General features: G+C 70.2%; 13 protein-coding genes. 6 read left to right on the top strand and 7 right to left on the bottom strand.

Annotated features, from left to right (window positions below; translation table 11 throughout):
• Positions 1-15: 15 nt before the first annotated feature.
• Positions 16-2529, bottom strand: a complete 2514-nt coding sequence (locus FHY02_RS07905) for a beta-glucosidase (protein WP_221198479.1) — start codon at positions 2527-2529, stop codon at positions 16-18.
• A 520-nt stretch (positions 2530-3049) separates the two neighbouring features.
• Between FHY02_RS07905 and FHY02_RS07900 the strand changes: the two genes are divergently transcribed.
• Positions 3050-3712 (top strand): hypothetical protein, encoded by a 663-nt coding sequence (locus FHY02_RS07900; RefSeq protein WP_183921230.1) that lies wholly within the window; start codon positions 3050-3052, stop codon positions 3710-3712.
• A gap of 379 nt (positions 3713-4091) precedes the next feature.
• On the opposite strand, the gene FHY02_RS07895 is transcribed toward FHY02_RS07900, so the two are convergent.
• On the bottom strand, positions 4092-4775 hold the full coding sequence (locus FHY02_RS07895; RefSeq protein ID WP_183921229.1) for an OmpA family protein: 684 nt from the start codon (positions 4773-4775) through the stop codon (positions 4092-4094).
• 145 nt (positions 4776-4920) lie between these two features.
• Here FHY02_RS07895 and FHY02_RS07890 point away from each other — a divergent pair, with 145 nt between their 5' ends.
• The gene (locus tag FHY02_RS07890) at positions 4921-6216 is read left to right on the top strand and encodes a hemolysin family protein (RefSeq protein WP_183921228.1); all 1296 of its coding nucleotides are present in this window, start codon (positions 4921-4923) and stop codon (positions 6214-6216) included.
• 49 nt (positions 6217-6265) lie between these two features.
• On the opposite strand, the gene FHY02_RS07885 is transcribed toward FHY02_RS07890, so the two are convergent.
• The 4 genes from FHY02_RS07885 to purD all read right to left on the bottom strand — a co-directional run bounded on the left by FHY02_RS07885 (position 6266) and on the right by purD (position 10795).
• Positions 6266-8251 carry a TonB-dependent siderophore receptor gene (locus FHY02_RS07885; protein ID WP_183921227.1) on the bottom strand — a complete coding sequence of 662 codons (1986 nt, stop codon included), beginning with the start codon at positions 8249-8251 and terminating at the stop codon, positions 6266-6268.
• A 103-nt stretch (positions 8252-8354) separates the two neighbouring features.
• On the bottom strand, positions 8355-8810 hold the full coding sequence (locus tag FHY02_RS07880; protein ID WP_183921226.1) for a GreA/GreB family elongation factor: 456 nt from the start codon (positions 8808-8810) through the stop codon (positions 8355-8357).
• A complete protein-coding gene (locus FHY02_RS07875; protein ID WP_183921225.1) occupies positions 8807-9502 on the bottom strand; it encodes a hypothetical protein in 696 nt (231 codons plus the stop codon). The genes FHY02_RS07880 and FHY02_RS07875 overlap by 4 nt, the downstream gene beginning before the upstream one ends.
• Before the next feature lie 33 nt (positions 9503-9535).
• A complete protein-coding gene (gene purD, locus FHY02_RS07870; protein WP_183921224.1) occupies positions 9536-10795 on the bottom strand; it encodes a phosphoribosylamine--glycine ligase in 1260 nt (419 codons plus the stop codon).
• Between purD and xseA the strand changes: the two genes are divergently transcribed.
• The 3 genes from xseA to FHY02_RS07855 are packed head-to-tail and all read left to right on the top strand — an operon-like array spanning position 10794 to position 13346.
• Entirely contained in the window at positions 10794-12206 is a 1413-nt protein-coding gene (gene xseA, locus FHY02_RS07865; protein WP_183921223.1) for an exodeoxyribonuclease VII large subunit, read from the top strand. The genes purD and xseA overlap by 2 nt on opposite strands.
• A gap of 10 nt (positions 12207-12216) precedes the next feature.
• On the top strand, positions 12217-12417 hold the full coding sequence (locus FHY02_RS07860; protein WP_183921222.1) for a DUF2093 domain-containing protein: 201 nt from the start codon (positions 12217-12219) through the stop codon (positions 12415-12417).
• Between the two features lie 11 nt (positions 12418-12428).
• On the top strand, positions 12429-13346 hold the full coding sequence (locus FHY02_RS07855) for a M23 family metallopeptidase (protein ID WP_260172673.1): 918 nt from the start codon (positions 12429-12431) through the stop codon (positions 13344-13346).
• Position 13347: 1 nt separating this feature from the next.
• On the opposite strand, the gene FHY02_RS07850 is transcribed toward FHY02_RS07855, so the two are convergent.
• Positions 13348-13854 carry a hypothetical protein gene (locus tag FHY02_RS07850; RefSeq protein WP_183921221.1) on the bottom strand — a complete coding sequence of 169 codons (507 nt, stop codon included), beginning with the start codon at positions 13852-13854 and terminating at the stop codon, positions 13348-13350.
• Between the two features lie 252 nt (positions 13855-14106).
• Here FHY02_RS07850 and FHY02_RS07845 point away from each other — a divergent pair, with 252 nt between their 5' ends.
• The gene (locus FHY02_RS07845; protein ID WP_183921220.1) at positions 14107-17307 is read left to right on the top strand and encodes a TonB-dependent receptor domain-containing protein; all 3201 of its coding nucleotides are present in this window, start codon (positions 14107-14109) and stop codon (positions 17305-17307) included.
• Positions 17308-17335 lie beyond the last annotated feature (28 nt).

Below are 17335 nucleotides of genomic sequence, written 5' to 3'. Positions count from 1 at the left end.
TCGTTTAAGGGCCGCTCAGCGGGTGACGCTGCCCGCCTCGAGCAGGTCGCCGAGTGCGGACGAGGTGCCGAGCCGCAGCACGTAGCGGCCGCGCGGCGTCACCCAGGCGTGCTGCGCCTTGTTCCACACGCTCATCGGATGATGGCTCGCCGCCGGATCGACGGCGATCGTCACGCGCCGCGATTCGCCGGGCGCGAGTGTGACCCGCTCGAAGCCGACCAACCGACGCGGCGGCTGGCGCGCGCCCACCGTGTTGGCGCCGGGCGGCAGCGACAGATAGGCCTGCATCACCTCGGTCCCGGCTCGCGCGCCGATGTTGCGTACCGTGACGCTCGCGCGCAGCACCTTGTCCTCGCCGGCGGGCTCGAGCCGAGGCGTGTCGCTGGCGAAGCGGGTGTATGACAGGCCGTGGCCGAACGGGAAGGCGACGCACGGTGTCGGGCCGCAGTGCGAATCATACCAGCGGTAGCCGATCTCCAGCCCCTCGCTGTAGGTCACCGTCTGTGTCTTGCCGTCGCCCGCGGGGATGCCGGGAAATTGCGCCGGCGCGATCGAGTCGAGGAAGCCGCGTCCGGCGATCGGGAAGGTGACCGGCAGGCGCCCGGTCGGTTCGGCGCGGCCGAGCAGCAGATCGGCGACGATGTTGCCGTCCTCCTGGCCGGGGAACCACACCTCGAGGATCGACGGGCCGGCCGCGCCGAGCAGCGCCGGATCCAGCGCGACGCTGGCATTGTCCTTGAGCACCAGCACGGTCTTGGCCGGCATCGCCGCCGCGGTGGTGGAGCGCGCCGCCAGGATCGCGGCGAGCATCGCGACCGTCCCACTCGAGGCCGCGGGGTTCGCGGGCTCGCCATCGGCGGTGGCGATCGCGCTCGGCTTGGCGACGTACCAGTCGAGCGACAGGCCGGCCGCGGCGGGCTGGGCGAGTTCGTGGCCGTCCTTGCGCGTGAAGCTGGCCCGGTCGGCGCCCTCCTCGGCGTTGGTGCCCGCCATCACCACTACCGCGTCGGCCGCGGCGATCCGCGTGAGCGCGGCGTCGAACGCCCCCACTTTGCCGTCGATCGTGGCGGTGCGGTTGGCGTCGTCGACCAGGATCAGGCTGACCGCCGCGTCGGCGCGGCCGGCCGCGCGCAGCCCGGCGCGCAGGCCGTCGATCGGCGTGACCGTATAAGCGGGTACCACGTCCGAGCTGCCGCCGCCGGCGCCCATCGGCTTGCCGAGGATCGCGCCGCCCGCGATGGCCTGCTGCGCATAGGGTTGGCTCGCCTTGCCGACCAGCGCGATCGTGCGTGCGGTCCGCGCCAGCGGGAGCGCGCCGTTGTTCTGGAGTAGCACCGCGGCGCGCGCGCCGATCGAGCGCGCGGCCCGTCCGCCGGCGGCATAGTCGATCGGCGACTGGCGCAGCGCACGATCGAAGATCCCGGCCTTGAACATCTGGGTGTAGCGGCGCTCCAGCGCGCGATCGATCTGAGCCGGCGCGATCGCGTTCTCGGCGAGCGCGGCAGTGAGCTTGTCGGGCGCCCAGTGGATCGGCGTCGGCATCTCGTGGTCGAGCCCCGCGTCCAGCGCCGGAGCGGTGCTCTTCTGCGCGAAGAAGTCGGTCTGGACATAGCCGTTGAAGCCCCAGTCCTCGCGCAGCACCCCCGTCAACATCGGCTTGTTGGCGCACGCCTGCAGACCGTTGAGGGAATTGTACGAGCACATGACCGCGGCGACCTTGGCGTCCTTCACGCTCATCTCGAACGGGATTAGGTACAGCTCGCGCAGCACCTGCTCGTCGACGGTCTCCTGGATCGTCATGCGGTTCGTCTCCTGCTCGTTGGCGACGAAATGCTTGGCCATGGCGATGATGTTGCCGGCCTGGACCGCACGGATCTCGGCCACCGCCATGGTGCCGGCGAGATAAGGGTCCTCCCCGAAATACTCGAAGTTGCGCCCCAGGATCGGCAGCCGCGCCAGGTTCATCCCCGGCGCCTCGAAGACGTGGAGCGCGAGGTCGTTCATCTCGCGCGCGATCACCGCGCCGAAATCGGCGGCGACCCGCGGGTCGAACGAGGCGGCGACCGCCATGCCGGAGGGCAGGGCGGTCGCCTTGGCCGAGCTGGGGTCGCTGTAGGCGCGGAACATCGAGCGCCGATCCGAGCTCATCGAGTCGCGCCCCGCGAGCGAGACGCAGTCGTTCTGGCCGACGCCGACCGGACCGTTGGTGATGCGGAAGGTGGGGATCGCCAGGGCGGCGATGCCGTCGACGTGCCGCGCCCCGAAGCAATTGGGCAACTCGGGCAGTACCGAAGGCTTGCTGCCGGTGAGCTGCTGCATCTTCTGCGGGAGCGTCATCGCGCCGACCAGCGCGCGCGCACGCTCACGCGCGACCGACTCGCGCGCCTCATCCGATCGCGCTGCGCGCTGCTGCTCGACCAGGGCGGGCGCCATCCAGGCGAGCGGCGCCGGCGCCTGCGCCGCGAGCGGCCCGGCCAGCGTCGACGAGACCAGCAGCGCCCATGCGCCGCGACGAGACCATGCCGCCATCCTCACCCTCCCTGTCATAGCCGGCTATGCCGGTCGGGATTGGCCTTACCAGATGTCAGGGAAGTTGCCCAGCGATCGCTGCGCCTCGGCGCTCACAGGTGGAAGCGCAGCGTGCCGCCGACCGTGCGCGGGTCGCTCGGGCTGCCGAGGATAAGGCCCGAGTTGCCGGCCTGAACCGTCAGGTTCTGGATGTAGCGGCGTCGAACAGGTTGCGCGCCCAGACGATCAGCTCCAACCCGCTTGCGGAGCGGTAGTCGAGGTTGGCGTTGGTCAGGTTGTAGCCGCGGATGTAGGTAAAGAGTGGCAGGCTAGGGTCGCCATTATAGCCTCTGCGTGACGCGGTATCGACGTGGAGCGTGAGCGCACCCGCGCCGACAGGCCGGACATAGTCGAGCCCGCGCCTTTAGGGCGCTATATACGACCGTATATAATGCGGATGACGGCACATCCGTGCTCGGTCCAGGTCGCGCGGCGCCGTGCCCGCTTGACCCGGGCCGCGCGCGATGATCGAAGGCGAGGCATGAGCGAGCTGCCACCCAACCGGAACGATGACGCCGGCACCCGCGCCGAGAAGCGCGCGGTTGAGGCGGCGGCGATCCGTCGCCGCTGGATTACCTTGGGCGAGGTGCTCGCGCTAGTGGCGGTGCTGATCTCGGCGCTGACCCTGTGGAGCAATTGGAGCGACCGGCGCGACGACAAGGTCGCCAAGGCCGAGGAGTCGACGCGCGCCTCCTCGCGCGCGACCACGCTGACGCTGGTGGCGTCGGCGGCGTCGAAGGACCGCCTCACGCTGCGACCGGCCGCGGACGCGCAGTCGGTGCAGAGCCAGACCCTGCTGTTCCCGTCCGCGCTCGGACTCGACCCGGTCGAGACCACGGGCGAGCCGCGGATCGAGGGCGACTGGTTCGAGGGCGCGCTGAAGAAGGCGCGCGCCGCGGCGCACCGGCCCGACGACAGTCGCGGGGACGAGCAGATGCCGGTGGCGATCGTCACGCGCTACCTCGTGGACGGCGCACCGCACGAGGACGTCGCGCTCTACGACATCGGCTATTCGATCAGCGGCCATCTGTTCAGCGGCCACAGCATCAGCCTCCGCGGGCTCTCGCTGGTGACACGCGTGCCGCGTGCCAGCGCGCAGGCGCGACTCGACGCGCGCTGGGCGAAGCTGCTGCCGCCGCGCTGACCGGGCGGTAAAGGGCCGGCGATGGCGCCGTGCTCCTGCGCACGCAGGAGCCCAAGGTCACACGCGCTTCGCTTCGCTAGTCCGGCCTCCTGCGTGCGCGGGAGCGTGACGCTGCGCGAGTGACCGACAGGGTGAGCGTCGCCGCGCCGGAACGTCGGCGGCGAGCCGACCCATTACGGCGAGCCGATCCGTTCCCCGTATGTCCTACACCGCGTCGGCTGAGGTACGATGCTGTGGTCAGCGCGGGGGCGGCAGCATGGGGCGCTATATTCTCAAGAGAGGGTGAGATAGCGCTAGCAAGTGGGCGGAAGCGGCTTATTCGCATCTTCGAACTCCCGAGAAGAATGCGGAGCACGCGGCCCGCCCTGCTCTTGATATCTCAGCGCGGCGGCACGTCATTCTGCGAGATCGGCACCACCTTGATCTCCACGCGACGGTTGGCGGCGCGGCCCTGCTCGGTGTCGTTGGTCTCGATCGGCTGGGTCTCGCCGAAGCCGCGCGTCGCGATCCGCGCCGCCTGCACGCCGTGGCTCGACAGATAGTCCGCCACCGACGTCGCGCGCCGCTCCGACAGGTCCTGGTTATACGAATCGCTGCCGGTCGAGTCGGTGTGACCGTACACGTCGATATAGGTCTGCGGGTAATCCGCCAGCACGCTCGCCACCTTGTCGAGCGTGCCGCGGAACTGCGGCTGCACGTTCGCCGAATTGTACGCGAAGTTGATCCCCGACGGGATGTTCAGCAGCAGGTCGTCGCCCTGGCGCGTCACCTGCACGTCGGTGCCGCGGGTGCGCTCGCGCATCTCGCGCTCCTGCTTGTCCATATACGCGCCCACGCCCGCGCCTGCGATACCGCCGAGACCGGCGCCGATGATCTTCTCGGTCCGGTCGCGCCGCCCGCCGACGAGGTCGCCGAGCAGATAGCCGCCGAGCGCGCCGCCCAGACCGCCGATCGCGGTCTTCGACATGCGCCGCTCGCCCGTCTCGGGATCGGTGGTGCAGGCCGCGACCGACACCAGCGACAGCGCGGACGCGGCGGCGACCAGCTTGGACGACAGCTTCATGGACTTCCCTTTCCCCAGATCAATGCCGGACAACCCGACGTGCGCGACCATTGTTCCTCCCGCGCTGAATGCGCGATGACGGAGCGAAGCGCCACTTTGCGGATTGTCGCGCGCACGCTTTGCCGCCAAGAGAGACAGCACGAACATGCTACCGCCGTTCCCCTGGATCGACGTCGTCATCATCCTGGCGCTGGTCGCGCTCAACGGCGTGTTCGCGATGAGCGAGCTGGCGATCGTGTCCGCGCGCAAGGCGCGGTTGGAGGCGATGGCGCGCAGCGGCCGGCGCGGCGCCGCCACCGCGATCGAGCTCGCCGCCGACCCCGGCAAGTTCCTCTCCACCGTTCAGATCGGCATCACGCTGATCGGCATCATCGCGGGTGCCTATTCGGGCGCGAGCCTGGGCACGCCCACCGCGGCGCGGCTCGAGGCGTTGGGGCTCAGCCATGCCGCGGCCGAGCGCCTCGGCTATATCCTGGTGATCGGGCTCACCACTTATGCGTCGCTGATCGTCGGCGAGCTCGTCCCCAAGCAGTTCGCGCTGCGCAAGCCCGAGACCGTGGCGGCGCTGATCGCGCTGCCGATGGCATATCTGGCGCGCTTCACCAAGCCCCTGGTGTGGATGCTCGATTCAACCAGCGCGCTGGCCTTCCGCCTGCTTGGGCTGACGCGCGAGAACGAGGATCAGGTCACCGCGGAGGAGCTTCACCTGATCGTCGCCGAGGCGAGCAAGTCGGGTGTGATCGAGGAGCATGAGCGCTCGATCATCTCGGGCGTGGTGCGGCTCGCCGATCGTCCGGTGCGCGAGGTCATGACGCCGCGCACCGAGGTGGAGTGGATCGACGTCTCGCTCGACGACGCCGCGATCCGCGCCAAGCTGCTCGACGTCGCTCACAGCCGGCTGCCGGTGGCGGAGGGCTCGATCGACTCGGTGATCGGCGTGGTGCAGGCGCGCGACGTCGCGATGGCGCTGTTCCGCGGCGAGACGCTCGACGTGGCGCGGCTGATGCGACGTGCGCCGGTGGTGGTCGACCAGATCGACGCGATGGACGCGCTCGACGCGCTGCGCCGCGCAGAGGTGCCGATGGCGCTGATCCACGACGAATACGGGCATTTCGAGGGGATCGTGACCCCGGCCGACCTGCTCGCGGCGATCGCGGGCGAGTTCGCCTCGGATGCAGACCCCGGCGAGACGCCCAACGTGGTCGAGCGCGACGACGGCTCGCTGCTGGTGGCGGGAACGATGGCCGCGGACGCGCTGGCGGAGCGGCTCGGCATCGATCTGCCCGAGGACCGCGACTACGCCACAGTGGCCGGGCTGGCGCTGGCGGCGTTCCGCAAACTGCCCGCCGAGGGCGAGAGCTTCGAGGAACAGGGCTGGAAGTTCGAGGTGGTCGACCTCGACGGACGCCGCATCGACAAGCTGCTCGTCAGCGAGGCGTGACGTCGGCGCAGTTACGAAGCGTGCGCGCGTTGCTGCTCCACGCAGCACCTCACAGCCGATAACGCGCACTCGCCAGTACCGTTCGCCCCTGATCGCGGTAGCAGAAGCTCGCGGCGCAGGTGACCGGCTCCGCGCCCAGCAGGTTGGTGGCGTTGAGTTGCAACCGCAGTGGCGTGCGCGACGGCACGTCATAATGGACCACCGCGTCGGCGAAGGTGCGCGCGCGATTGCGGATCACATTGGCATCATCGCCCCAACTCGGTCCCAGGAAGCGCATACCCGCGCCGAGTCCGAAACCCCCGCCAGTCGGCGCATAGTCCGCCCAGAGCGAGCCGCTGTTCCGCGGCGTCGCCGACAGATGGTTGCCGGTCGTGCCCGCCGCGCCGCGCCGGATCCGCATGTCGGTGAGCGCATAGGCCGCGGTGAGGTCGAGCCCTGCGGTCAGGCGCGCGGAGGCCTCCAGCTCCGCGCCGCGGGAGCGTAGATCGAGCTGAACCTGGCGGTTGATCCCGGTCGAGGCGTCGAAGACGACGCCGTCGCGCTGGCGGATATCGAACGCGGCGGCGCTGAGCAGCACGCCGGTGCGCGGCGTCCACTTGACGCCGCCTTCATATTGCCGCGCGCTGGTGGGCCGTGCCGGCGTGCCGTCGAGCAGCAGGCCGACGTTCGGCTCGAACGAGGTCGACCAGTTGAGGTAGGGTGTCACACCCTCCGCCACGCGCAGTGTCGCGCCGACACGACCGCTCAGCCGACGGTCGTCGCGGTCGATCGCCGGCGCGTCCGGCACATCCGTGCGCGCGTCGAACCAGTCGTGGCGGACGCCGGCGGTGAGCCCGAGCGCGCCCGCCTCGACCTGCTCTTGCGCGTAGACGCCGAGCTGGGAGAAGCGTTGGCGCGTGGTCGGCACCAGCGGCGGTCGAGCCAGATAGGTGTCGCTCAGCGGCTCGGTGCCGAAGCCTTCGGCGCTGCGGTAGCGAACGTCATTATAGTCGAGCCCGATCAGCAGCCGATGGCGCACCGCGCCGGAGGTCAGCTCGGCGCGCAACTGATCGTCGAGGTTGACGCTCTTGGTCCAGTCCGCCGCGCGCGCGCCGAGGCGGATGACCGGCGCCGTCGGGTCGATGACGTAGGAATAGGCCATGTCGACCGTGACGTCCTGCACGCGCATGTTCTGGTGCAGCGACACCGAGTCGCCCAGGCGATGTTCGAGCGCGTAGCCCGCACGCCACTGGCGATGGGTCAGGTCGTTGAAGCGCGGGTCGCTCAGCGGGATCCGGGTCACGCCGCCGGCGTCGTTGTAGAAGGCCGCGCTCGCCCCCGTGCGCGACCACATATATTCGCCGAGCACGGTGAGATCGGTAGCGTCGCCGAGCCGCGCGGTGGCGGCAGGCGCGAGGAAGTAGCGGTCGTCCTCGAAACCGGCCAGCGACGTGCCGCTGTCGCGCGCCACGCCGGTGACCCGCAGCGCGACACTGTCGCCGAGTGGCCCGGAGACATCGGCGTTGAGCTGGTAGCGGTCGTAGCTGCCCACCATGCCCTGCACCTCGGCGAAGCGGTCGGCACGCGGCCGTTTGCTGGTGACCTCGACCAGCCCGCCCGCGCCGCTGGCACCGTACAGCACCGAGGCGGGTCCGCGCACCACCGCCAGGCGCTCGATGCCATAAGGTTCGTTGCGCCATAGTCCGAGCGGACTGTTGAGCTGACGCATTCCGTCGCGGAACACGCCGGTGTAGGTCGCCTGGAAGCCGCGGATGAAGAAGGCGTCGAAGCGCGGGTCGAAACCGTAGCTGCCGGTGTTCACCCCGGGGATGTAGGCGAGCGCCTCGTTGAGCGTGCGCGACGCGCGATCCTCGAGCCGTCGGCGGTCGAGCAGCGTCACGGACTGCGGTATGTCGACGAGCGGCGTGGCGGTCTTGGTCGCTGTGGCGGTGATGCCAGTGACGATGACGTCGTCGGCCGTCACGTCCTGCGCGGGCGCGGTGAGTGGCGCGAAGCCGACGCCCGCGATGACGGCGGCGAACAATCGTTGGTACATGCGCGATCCCTTTTCGGGAACGCCCTAGACCAAGTTGCGATTGAGTCGCAACAGCGAACGGCTAAGTCACGCTATGCACACCACTTCGGCGAAGTGACTCACTTCAGCCGACGCTCAGCACCTCGATCGCTTCCTCGCGGCCGTTGAAGGCAACGGTGTCACCCTCACTCGCTCCCAGCAGCGCGCGCGCGAGCGGTGCCGAGAGGGCAAGCAGCCCCGCGGCTGGATTGGCCTCGTCGTCGCCGACGATCGTCACCCGCCGCTCGCGCCCAGCGAGCGTGAAGGTCACAGCGGTGCCGAAACCCACCACGCCGTCGGCGCGCGCGGCCGTCTCGATCGCGGTGGCGCGCCGCGTCTTCCAGTAACGGAGATCGCGTGTGACCGCCTTGCGCGCCTCCTCGTCCTCGGCCGCGGCCAGCGCGTGCTCCAGCTCGGCGACGCGCTCATCGATCAGCGCGCGTCCGCGCGCGGTGACGAGGTTCGGGCCGGGCGGGATCGGCAGCTCGAAGCGCGGCTCGAGATGCTCGTCGTCGCTCTCGCGGCGAAACGCGACGCTCATCCCAGCTTCCCGAACTGCGCCTCATAGCCGGCGCGATCGCCCTGCGCGAGCAGACGCGCCTGCTCGCGCCAGCGATCACGCTCCATCCGCCCGGTGAAGACGCCGAGCTGCGCGTCGAGCTGCGCCGCCTCGGCGTCGTCAAGCCAGGCGAGCTGGTCGACGCGCGTGATGCCGAGCTCGCCCAACCGCGTCGCGATCTTGGGCCCGAGGCCCTTGAGCAGCGTGATCGGCTGCGCCCCCGGGCCTTCGTCCGCCACCGTCGTCGGCGCATCCGCCGCTGTGCTGGCGGGAGAGGCGTCGAGCGGCGCGGCGGCAACGATCGGCTCATCCCCGAGCGAAGGCTCAAGCGGTGCCGCGTCGGTGGTCGTCGTCCGGACCGGCATAGCGCTTGGGGCGGGCGGCGCCGCCCGTTCCGGCACCGCGTCGTGCCGGTCCTCGCTCGCGCTGTCGTTCCCGCGCATGATCGGCGGCACGCCGTCGGCGGTGTTGGTCACCTCGACGCCGTCGGCGCGCAGCTCCTCGATCCGCTGCTGCTCCTCCGCCTCGGCGGCGCGGCGCCGGGCCTTGAGCCGCGCGCCCCAGATCATCGCGATGACGGTGAGCACCGCCAGCAGGGCGACCAACGCGAGCGCGACCGTGACGAGCACCTGATCCTGCGAGATCGGTTCCAGGGCGAAGCTGGAAGAGTTCATCGGCGGGTCCTAGTGTCGGGCAACATCAGCGGATCAACCATCGGCGCGCGCCTTCGCTCCGATGTCGCGGCGGAAGAAGCCCGTAGGGAAGTCGATCGCGTCCACCGCGCGATAGGCGGCATCGCGCGCCGCAGCGACGTCCGCGCCGGTCGCCGTCACCGCGAGCACGCGGCCGCCGCTCGCCACCAGCATCTCGCCGTCCTGCCGCGTGCCCGCCTGGAACACGGTCGCGCCGGTCGCCTCGGCGGCGTCGATCCCGTCGATCGCGCCGCCGGTGCGCGGTTCGCCGGGATAACCCTCGGCCGCCATCACCACCGTCAGCGCGGCGTCGTCGGCGAAGGCGGGAGCAGGGAGGTCGGCGAGCCGCCCCTCGGCCACCGCGAGCAACACCTCGACGAGGTCGCCCGCGAAGCGCGCCATCAGCACCTGGCACTCGGGATCGCCGAAGCGGACGTTATACTCGATCAGCTTGGGGCCGTCCGCGGTCAGCATCAGCCCGGCGTAGAGCACGCCGACGTAAGGCGTGCCCGCGGCAGCGAGCGCGTCGATCGTGGGGCGCACGATCTCGCCCAGCGCCTGCTCCTCCAGCTCGGGGGTGAGCACCAGCGCGGGGCTGTAGGCGCCCATCCCGCCGGTATTGGGTCCGGTGTCGCCCTCGCCGACGCGTTTGTGGTCCTGCGCCGAGCCGAAGGACGCGGTGGAGGTGCCGTCGCTCAGCACGAACAGGCTCGCCTCCGGCCCCTCCAGCCGCTCCTCGATCACGGCCTCGACCGGCCCCTGCGCGTAGAGGTCGCGGATCGCTGCCTCGGCCTCGGCGCGCGACATCGCGACCACCACGCCCTTGCCCGCGGCGAGCCCGTCGGCCTTGATCACGCAGGTCTCGCCGAAATCGTCGAGACAGGCGAGTGCGCCGTCGCGCGTCGTCACCTTGAAATAGCGCGCCGTCGCGATGCCGACGCGCGCGCACAGGTCCTTGGTAAAGCCCTTCGACCCCTCCAGCTTCGCCGCCTCGCGCCCGGGGCCGAACACCGGCACGCCGATCGCGCGGATGTTGTCGGCGAGCCCGCGCACCAGCGGCACTTCCGGCCCGACGACGACCAGTCCGATCTGGTGGCGTCGGACGAAGTCGATCACCGCGCGGTGATCGTCGACGTCCAGGTCCGCGATCGTGGCGTGCTGCGCGATGCCGGGGTTGCCCGGCGTGGCGAAGAGCGTATCGAGACGGGGAGATTGCGCCAGTTTCCACGCGAGTGCGTGCTCGCGTCCCCCCGATCCCACCAGCAGGATGTTCATGGCCGACCCCCTTTACGATACTCAGGCGGGGCGGCTGGTAGCCGAGGCCACGCCCGGCGACAATGCGATGGCGGTCAGCGTCAGCGAGCTGTCGGGGCGGCTCAAGCGCATGGTCGAGGGCGAGTTCGGCCATGTCCGGCTGCGCGGCGAGATCTCGGGCTACAAGCGGGCGACCTCCGGCCACGCCTATCTGTGCCTCAAGGACGATGCCGCGGTGATCGACGGCGTGATGTGGAAGGGCAGCGCCGCCGGGCTCGCCTTCCGGCCCGAGGACGGGATCGAGGTGGTCGCGACCGGGCGGCTGACGACCTATCCGGGGCGCTCGAAATATCAGATCGTGATCGAGCGGATGGAGCTGGCCGGCGCGGGCGCGCTGATGGCGCTGCTGGAAAAGCTGCGCCTCAAGCTGGCGGGGGAGGGGCTGTTCGACCGCGAGCGCAAGCAGGGGCTGCCGTTCATGCCGCGCACGATCGGCGTCGTCACCTCGCCGACCGGCGCGGTGATCCGCGACATCCTCCACCGGCTCGAGGACCGCTGCCCCACGCACGTGATCGTCTGGCCGGTGAAGGTACAGGGCGCCGGTGCGGCGGAGGAGGTGGCGGCGGCCGTACGCGGGTTCGACGCGCTGCCGGCTGACGGCCCGGTGCGCCGACCCGAGCTGGTGATCGTCGCGCGCGGCGGCGGCTCCATCGAGGACCTATGGGCCTTCAACGAGGAGGTCGTGGTGCGCGCCGTCGCTGCCTGCTCGATCCCGATCATCTCCGCGGTCGGGCACGAGACCGACACGACCCTCTGCGACCATGCCGCCGACCTGCGCGCGCCGACGCCCACCGCGGCGGCGGAGATCGCGGTGCCCGTGCTGGCCGAGCTGCGACTGTCGCTCGACGCGATGCGCCAGCGCATCGAGCGATGCGCGCGCCGCTATGTCGAGCGCGGGCGCGAGCGGCTCGACGCGCTCGCGCGGGTGATGCCGACGCGCGACCGGCTGCTCGGGCCGCAGCGCCAGCGGCTCGACGAGCTGGGCGCGCGGCTCGACCGCGGGCTGGAGCGGCGCGTGACGCGCGCGCGCGGCGAGCTCGACCGCACCGCCGGCGCGATCCGGCCCGCCGCGCTGGAACGGCGGCTGGAGGCGGGGCGGGCGCGGCTCGCCGATCTGGGCCGGCTGGTCGAGAGCCTCAACCCCGACAAGCTGCTGGATCGCGGCTATGTACGGGTAGAGGCCGCGGCCGGCGGCACGGTGACGAGCGCGGACGCGGCGCGCGCCGTAGGGGCGCTGCTGCTCCACTTCCGCGACGGCGCGGTGCCGGCGGAGGTGGGGGAGGGGGCGCCGCGCGAGCCCCGACCCGCCAAGGTTGAGCCGAAGCCGCCGCGCGCCTATTCTGAGAAGCCCGACCAGCCGCGCCTGTTCTGAGAGTTTGCCGATGCTGATGAGCCACACCGACCGACCTGCCAAGCTCCACTATCTCGCCAACGGCTTCCGCGTGCTGGTGCCGGGCGACCATGTCGTGTGCGCGGTGTCGGGTGCGCGTATCCCGCTCGAGGACCTGCGCTATTGGGACGCGGCGACGCAGCGCCCCTTCGCCAGCGCGGCGATCGCGACCGAGGCGCTGGCGCCGCGGTGAGCGGACGGCCGATGGCGGTGATGCTGGCGAGCGCGGCGGCGCTGGTCGGCTGCGTGCCGGCGCCCGCGACCGCGCCGCTCCCTGTCGCGGCCCGGCCGGTGGCGACCGCGCGGGACGAGCCGGCGCCGCGGCTGACGCTGCCCCCGCCGCCAGAACTGGTCTCACCTGTCCTGCTAGGGCTCCCGCCGGCGATCGCGCAGGGCGGCGTCGCGCTCGGCACCGCGCCAGTGGGGACGACGCGGCTGACGCTCGACGGTGCGCCCGTGGTGCTCGCTTCCGACGGTCGGTTCCTGATCGCGGCCGACCGGGATGCGACCGGCACGCTGACATTGACCGCGGCGCTGACCGGCGCGCGCACGCTCACCGCGACGCTGCCGGTGACTCCGCGCGCGTGGCGGCTCGAGCGGCTCGACCGCGTCGCCAAGGTGCCCGTGCCCGACGCCGATTTCGCGCGCCGCCGCCCCGCCGAGCTGCGCCAGATCGCCGCCGCCCGCGCGGTCGGTGCGAACTCGGACGGCTGGCGCCAGCGCTTTCGCTGGCCGGTGACGGGACGGATCTCGGGGCTGTTCGGCGCGCAACGGATATATCGCGGCGAGCCCGGCAGCTATCACGGCGGCGTCGACGTCGCGCGCGGCGAGGGCACGCCGGTGGTCGCCCCGGCCGACGGCGTGGTCACGCTCGTCGCCGACCCGCCGTTCACGCTGGAGGGGCGACTGCTGATCCTCGACCATGGCGCCGGGCTGACCAGCGCCTTCCTCCACCTGTCGCGGATCGACGTGCGGGTCGGGCAGCAGGTGCGCCAGGGCGAGCCGATCGGGTTGGTCGGCCGCACCGGCCGCGCCTCCGGGCCGCACCTGCATTGGGCGATGACGTGGCGCGGCGCGCGGATCGATCCGCAGCCGGTCGCGGGGGCGATGCCCGCCGGCTAGCTCAGCGCAGCCGCAGCGCGCGATAGCTGCGGCCGTCGACGTTGAGGAAGAAGGCGCCCATCGTGCCCTTGCGAATCCGCACCTTGGCGCCCGCCTTGGGCGGGAAGGGCATGGCGTCCGTGGTCTGCCACACCGGGTTACCCTCATCCGCGAGCGTGATCTCGCCGCGGCCGTTGGCGCCGGGGCGCGCGCTGCGGACCGTGGTGTTGATCTCGCTGAACGTCTCGCGCTGATCGGTCTCGCCGCGGTCGGCGCCGCCGCCGAGCAGACCGAGATCGGGCAGGTTGAGCCCGAACACGGAGCGCCGCGCCCGCCGAACGTCGGCGCGATCGACGATCCGCACGTCATTCTGTTTGACCGCCTGCTCGAGCGCGGCGCTCGCCTTGTCATAACAGGCGAGCCGCTCGCCCGCTTCCGTGATCGCGCGGCAGGCCGCCAAGCCGTCGAGGACGCGCTGTGCGCCGCCGCTCGACTGCGCTCTCACCGGCGCCGCCGCGAGAACAGCCATGGTGGCGGCTGCCGTCCAAAGTGGCCGCATCGTCACACTTCTCCCCTGTCACCGACCTGCCAGGGCCGGTAGCACACCATTCTTCATCTGTGTCATTGAAGTTACACTCTTTCAAAAACGCCATCGAACAGGCGCGCCATGTTGCTGTGCAGCGTGGCTTCACGGTAGCCAACGGCATCCCGGGCGGCCGCGCCGTCCCGGAGCACATTCTGTGAATGCCGGAAAACCGGCCACAAAAGGGGACTGAACTCTATGCTGAACGCCTATCGTTCGCGCCTGCTCACCTCGACGCTGCTGGTCGGCGCCGCGGTGATCGCCGCCCCGGCGACCGCGCAGACCGCCGATCCCGCCAGCCAGCCGAAGACGGGCGTGCAGAGCACCGACCCCAATGCGCCGGCCGCCGGCATCTCGAGCCAGGACTCCGCCCCGCCCGCCGGCGAGACCAGCTCGGGCGACATCGTCGTCACCGGCACGCTGATCCGCAACCCGAACCTGGTCTCGTCCAGCCCGGTCTCTGTTATCGGTGCGGAGGAGATTCAGCTGCGTCAGCGTAACACCGCGGAAGAGCTGCTGCGCGATCTACCCGGCGTGGCGCCTTCGATCGGTTCATCGGTCAACAACGGTAACGGCGGTTCGGCCTTCGTCGACCTTCGCGGCCTCGGCAATTTCCGCAACGTCGTGCTGCTGGATGGTGCGCGCATCACCCCGTCCAGCACGGTTGGCCGCGTTGACCTTAACAACATTCCGCTTGCGCTGATCGAGCGGACCGACGTGCTGACCGGCGGCGCGGCTACCACTTACGGCGCGGACGCCGTGTCGGGCGTGGTCAACTTCATCACGCGGTCGGACTTCTCCGGCATGGAAGCGAACGTCTCGCAGGGCATCACCGAGCAAGGTGATGGTGCCGCGTTCCGCGCCGACCTGACGCTGGGTGCCAACTTCGACGACGGTCGCGGCAACGCGGTGGTGTCGTTCGGTTATCAGGACGTCGACCCGGTTTACCAGGGCGCGCGCGACTTCTCGCGCAACAATTACACCTCGACCTCGGGCGGTCGCGGCGGTTCGGGTACCACGGTTCCGGGCCGCTTCACGCTGGGCAGCGCCTATAACACGATCCAACCCGACACCGGCACGTTGCGCCCGTACGTTGGATCGCGCGACGGATTCAACTTTAACCCGTACAACGTGTTCCAGACGCCCTTCAAGCGCTACAACATCTACGGCGCCGGCCATTACGAGCTCTCCGACAAGATCGAGGTCTACGGCCGCGGCATGTTCTCGAAGAACACCGTGAGCACGATCATCGCGCCGTCGGGTGTGTTCGGGCAGCTGCTGACGATTCCAGTCAGCAACCCGTATCTGCCCGCCGCCGCGCGCGCGCAGTTCTGCGCCAACAACGACTTCGACCCCAACACCGCAGGCATTCAGACGCTCACCGCGGCGCAGTGCGCGGCGGCCGCCGCGGCGACCTCGCCGAGCGACCCCAATTTCCGCACCTTCACCACCACCGCGGGACGTCGTTTCACCGAGGTCGGCCCGCGTATCTCCGACTATGTCACGACGATGTTCGACTATCGCGCGGGCATCAAGCTGGGCATCACCAACTCGATCTCGCTCGACCTCTCTGGCGCCTATGGTGAGTCGGAGAACCGTCAGACGCAGTCGGGCTATGTCCTGATCTCGCGCCTGCGCTCGGCGGTGTACGCGACCAACACGGCGACCTGCCTCGGCTCGTCGCCGGCGGTGCTCAACCCCAACCCGGCACTGCCGCCGCTCGCGAACGCAGGCGCCGGCACCAACGCGGGCACGGGCTGCGTCCCCGTCAACATCTTCGGCGCTGATGGCTCGATCTCGCCCAACCAGATTCCATATTTGACCGCGGCGGCGACCACCTCGCAGAACACCTCGCTGGCGCAGGCCCGCGCGCTGCTCAGCGGCGATGTCGGTGCCTCGCTCCCGTGGGCGTCGGAGCCGATCGGCTTCGCCGTGGGTGCGGAGTATCGGAAGTATACAGCGCAGCAGTTCGCCGACGAGCTGTCGCAGACCGCGGGTGAGCTCGGCGGCGCTGGTGGCGCGGTGCCCAATTATCGCGGCAGCTATGACGTCAAGGAAGGCTACGCCGAGCTGATCGCACCGCTCGTCAGCGACAAGCCGTTCTTCCACAGCCTGACGATCGAGGGCGGCGTGCGCTACTCGAGCTACAAGGTCGAGGCGCCCGGCAATCCGAGCTACGACACGTGGACGTACAAGGGCGGCGGCAGCTGGGAGCCGACCGATGGCCTCAAGGTCCGCGGCAACTATCAGCGTGCTGTCCGCGCGCCGAACATCGCCGAGCTCTTCTCGCCGCTCAACACTGGCCTGACCTCGCTCGCGGTGGACCCGTGCCGCGGCGCTAATCCGGTGAACAACGCGGCGCTGCAGGCAGTCTGCCTGGCGCAGGGTGCTCCGGCGGCATCGATCGGCGGTATAGCTAACCCGACCGCGGGCCAGGCCAACTCGACCACAGCCGGTTCCACCACGCTGCGGCCGGAGACCTCGGACAGCTACACTATCGGTGCGGTGTTCCAGCCGAACTTCTTGCCCGGCTTCACGATCTCGGTCGATTATTACAACATCTCGATCCGGAACGCGATCTCGCAGCCGGTCCCGGGAGATCTCGTCACGGGCTGCTTCGGCGACAACAGCGGTTCGGCGGCGAACGTCAACAACCCGATCTGCGGCCTTTTCCGCCGCAATCCGGTGACGGGCGCGCTCGACGGCGATCCCGCGAGCACCCAGGGCCTGCTGTTCCCCGCGACCAACTCGGGCAAGATCCTGACGGACGGCATCGATCTCGGCGTCAACTATCGCCGCGATCTCGGCTTCGCGAAGCTGAACCTCTCGTTCAATGGCAACTGGACCAACCGGTCCAAGTTCCAGTCGCTGGTGGAGGGCTCGACGGTGCCGGCGGGCAACCCGATTGGCGCCGGTCTGGCGCTGCCGACCACTGTGTATCGCGAGTGCGTCGGCTTCTACAGCGGCAACTGCGGTTCGCCGGGTTCGGCGGGTCCGAGCTCGGCGGCGGGCTCGATCCAGCCGGAGTTCACCTGGAACCAGCGCACCACTGTCAGCGTCGGTGACGTCGACCTGTCGCTGCTGTGGCGCCACCTGGACGGCGTCGAAGTCGAGCCGGGTGTCACCACCTTCGAGGGCACGATCGCCTCAGGCGCACTGGCGGGCCGCGAGGTCAACTTCGGTAAAATCCCGGCGTACAACTACTTCGACCTTTCGACCCGCTTCGGCGTCAGCGACAATTTTGACCTGACGGTCACCGTGACCAACCTGTTCGACAAGCAGCCGCCGATCGTCGGTGGTACGGTGGGTGCGACGTCCTTCAACAGCGGCAACACCTATCCGTCGACCTACGACGCGCTGGGCCGCCGCTTCGCGGTGGGCGCGCGCATCAAGTTCTGATCGCGACTCATTGACGAGACGTTTGGGG

This window comes from Sphingomonas sp. BK069, assembly GCF_014193405.1.
Classification (GTDB): Bacteria; Pseudomonadota; Alphaproteobacteria; order Sphingomonadales; family Sphingomonadaceae; genus Sphingomonas.
The sequence above is the reverse complement of the archived record's forward strand: the minus strand, read 5'-3'. Positions and strand labels throughout refer to the sequence as shown.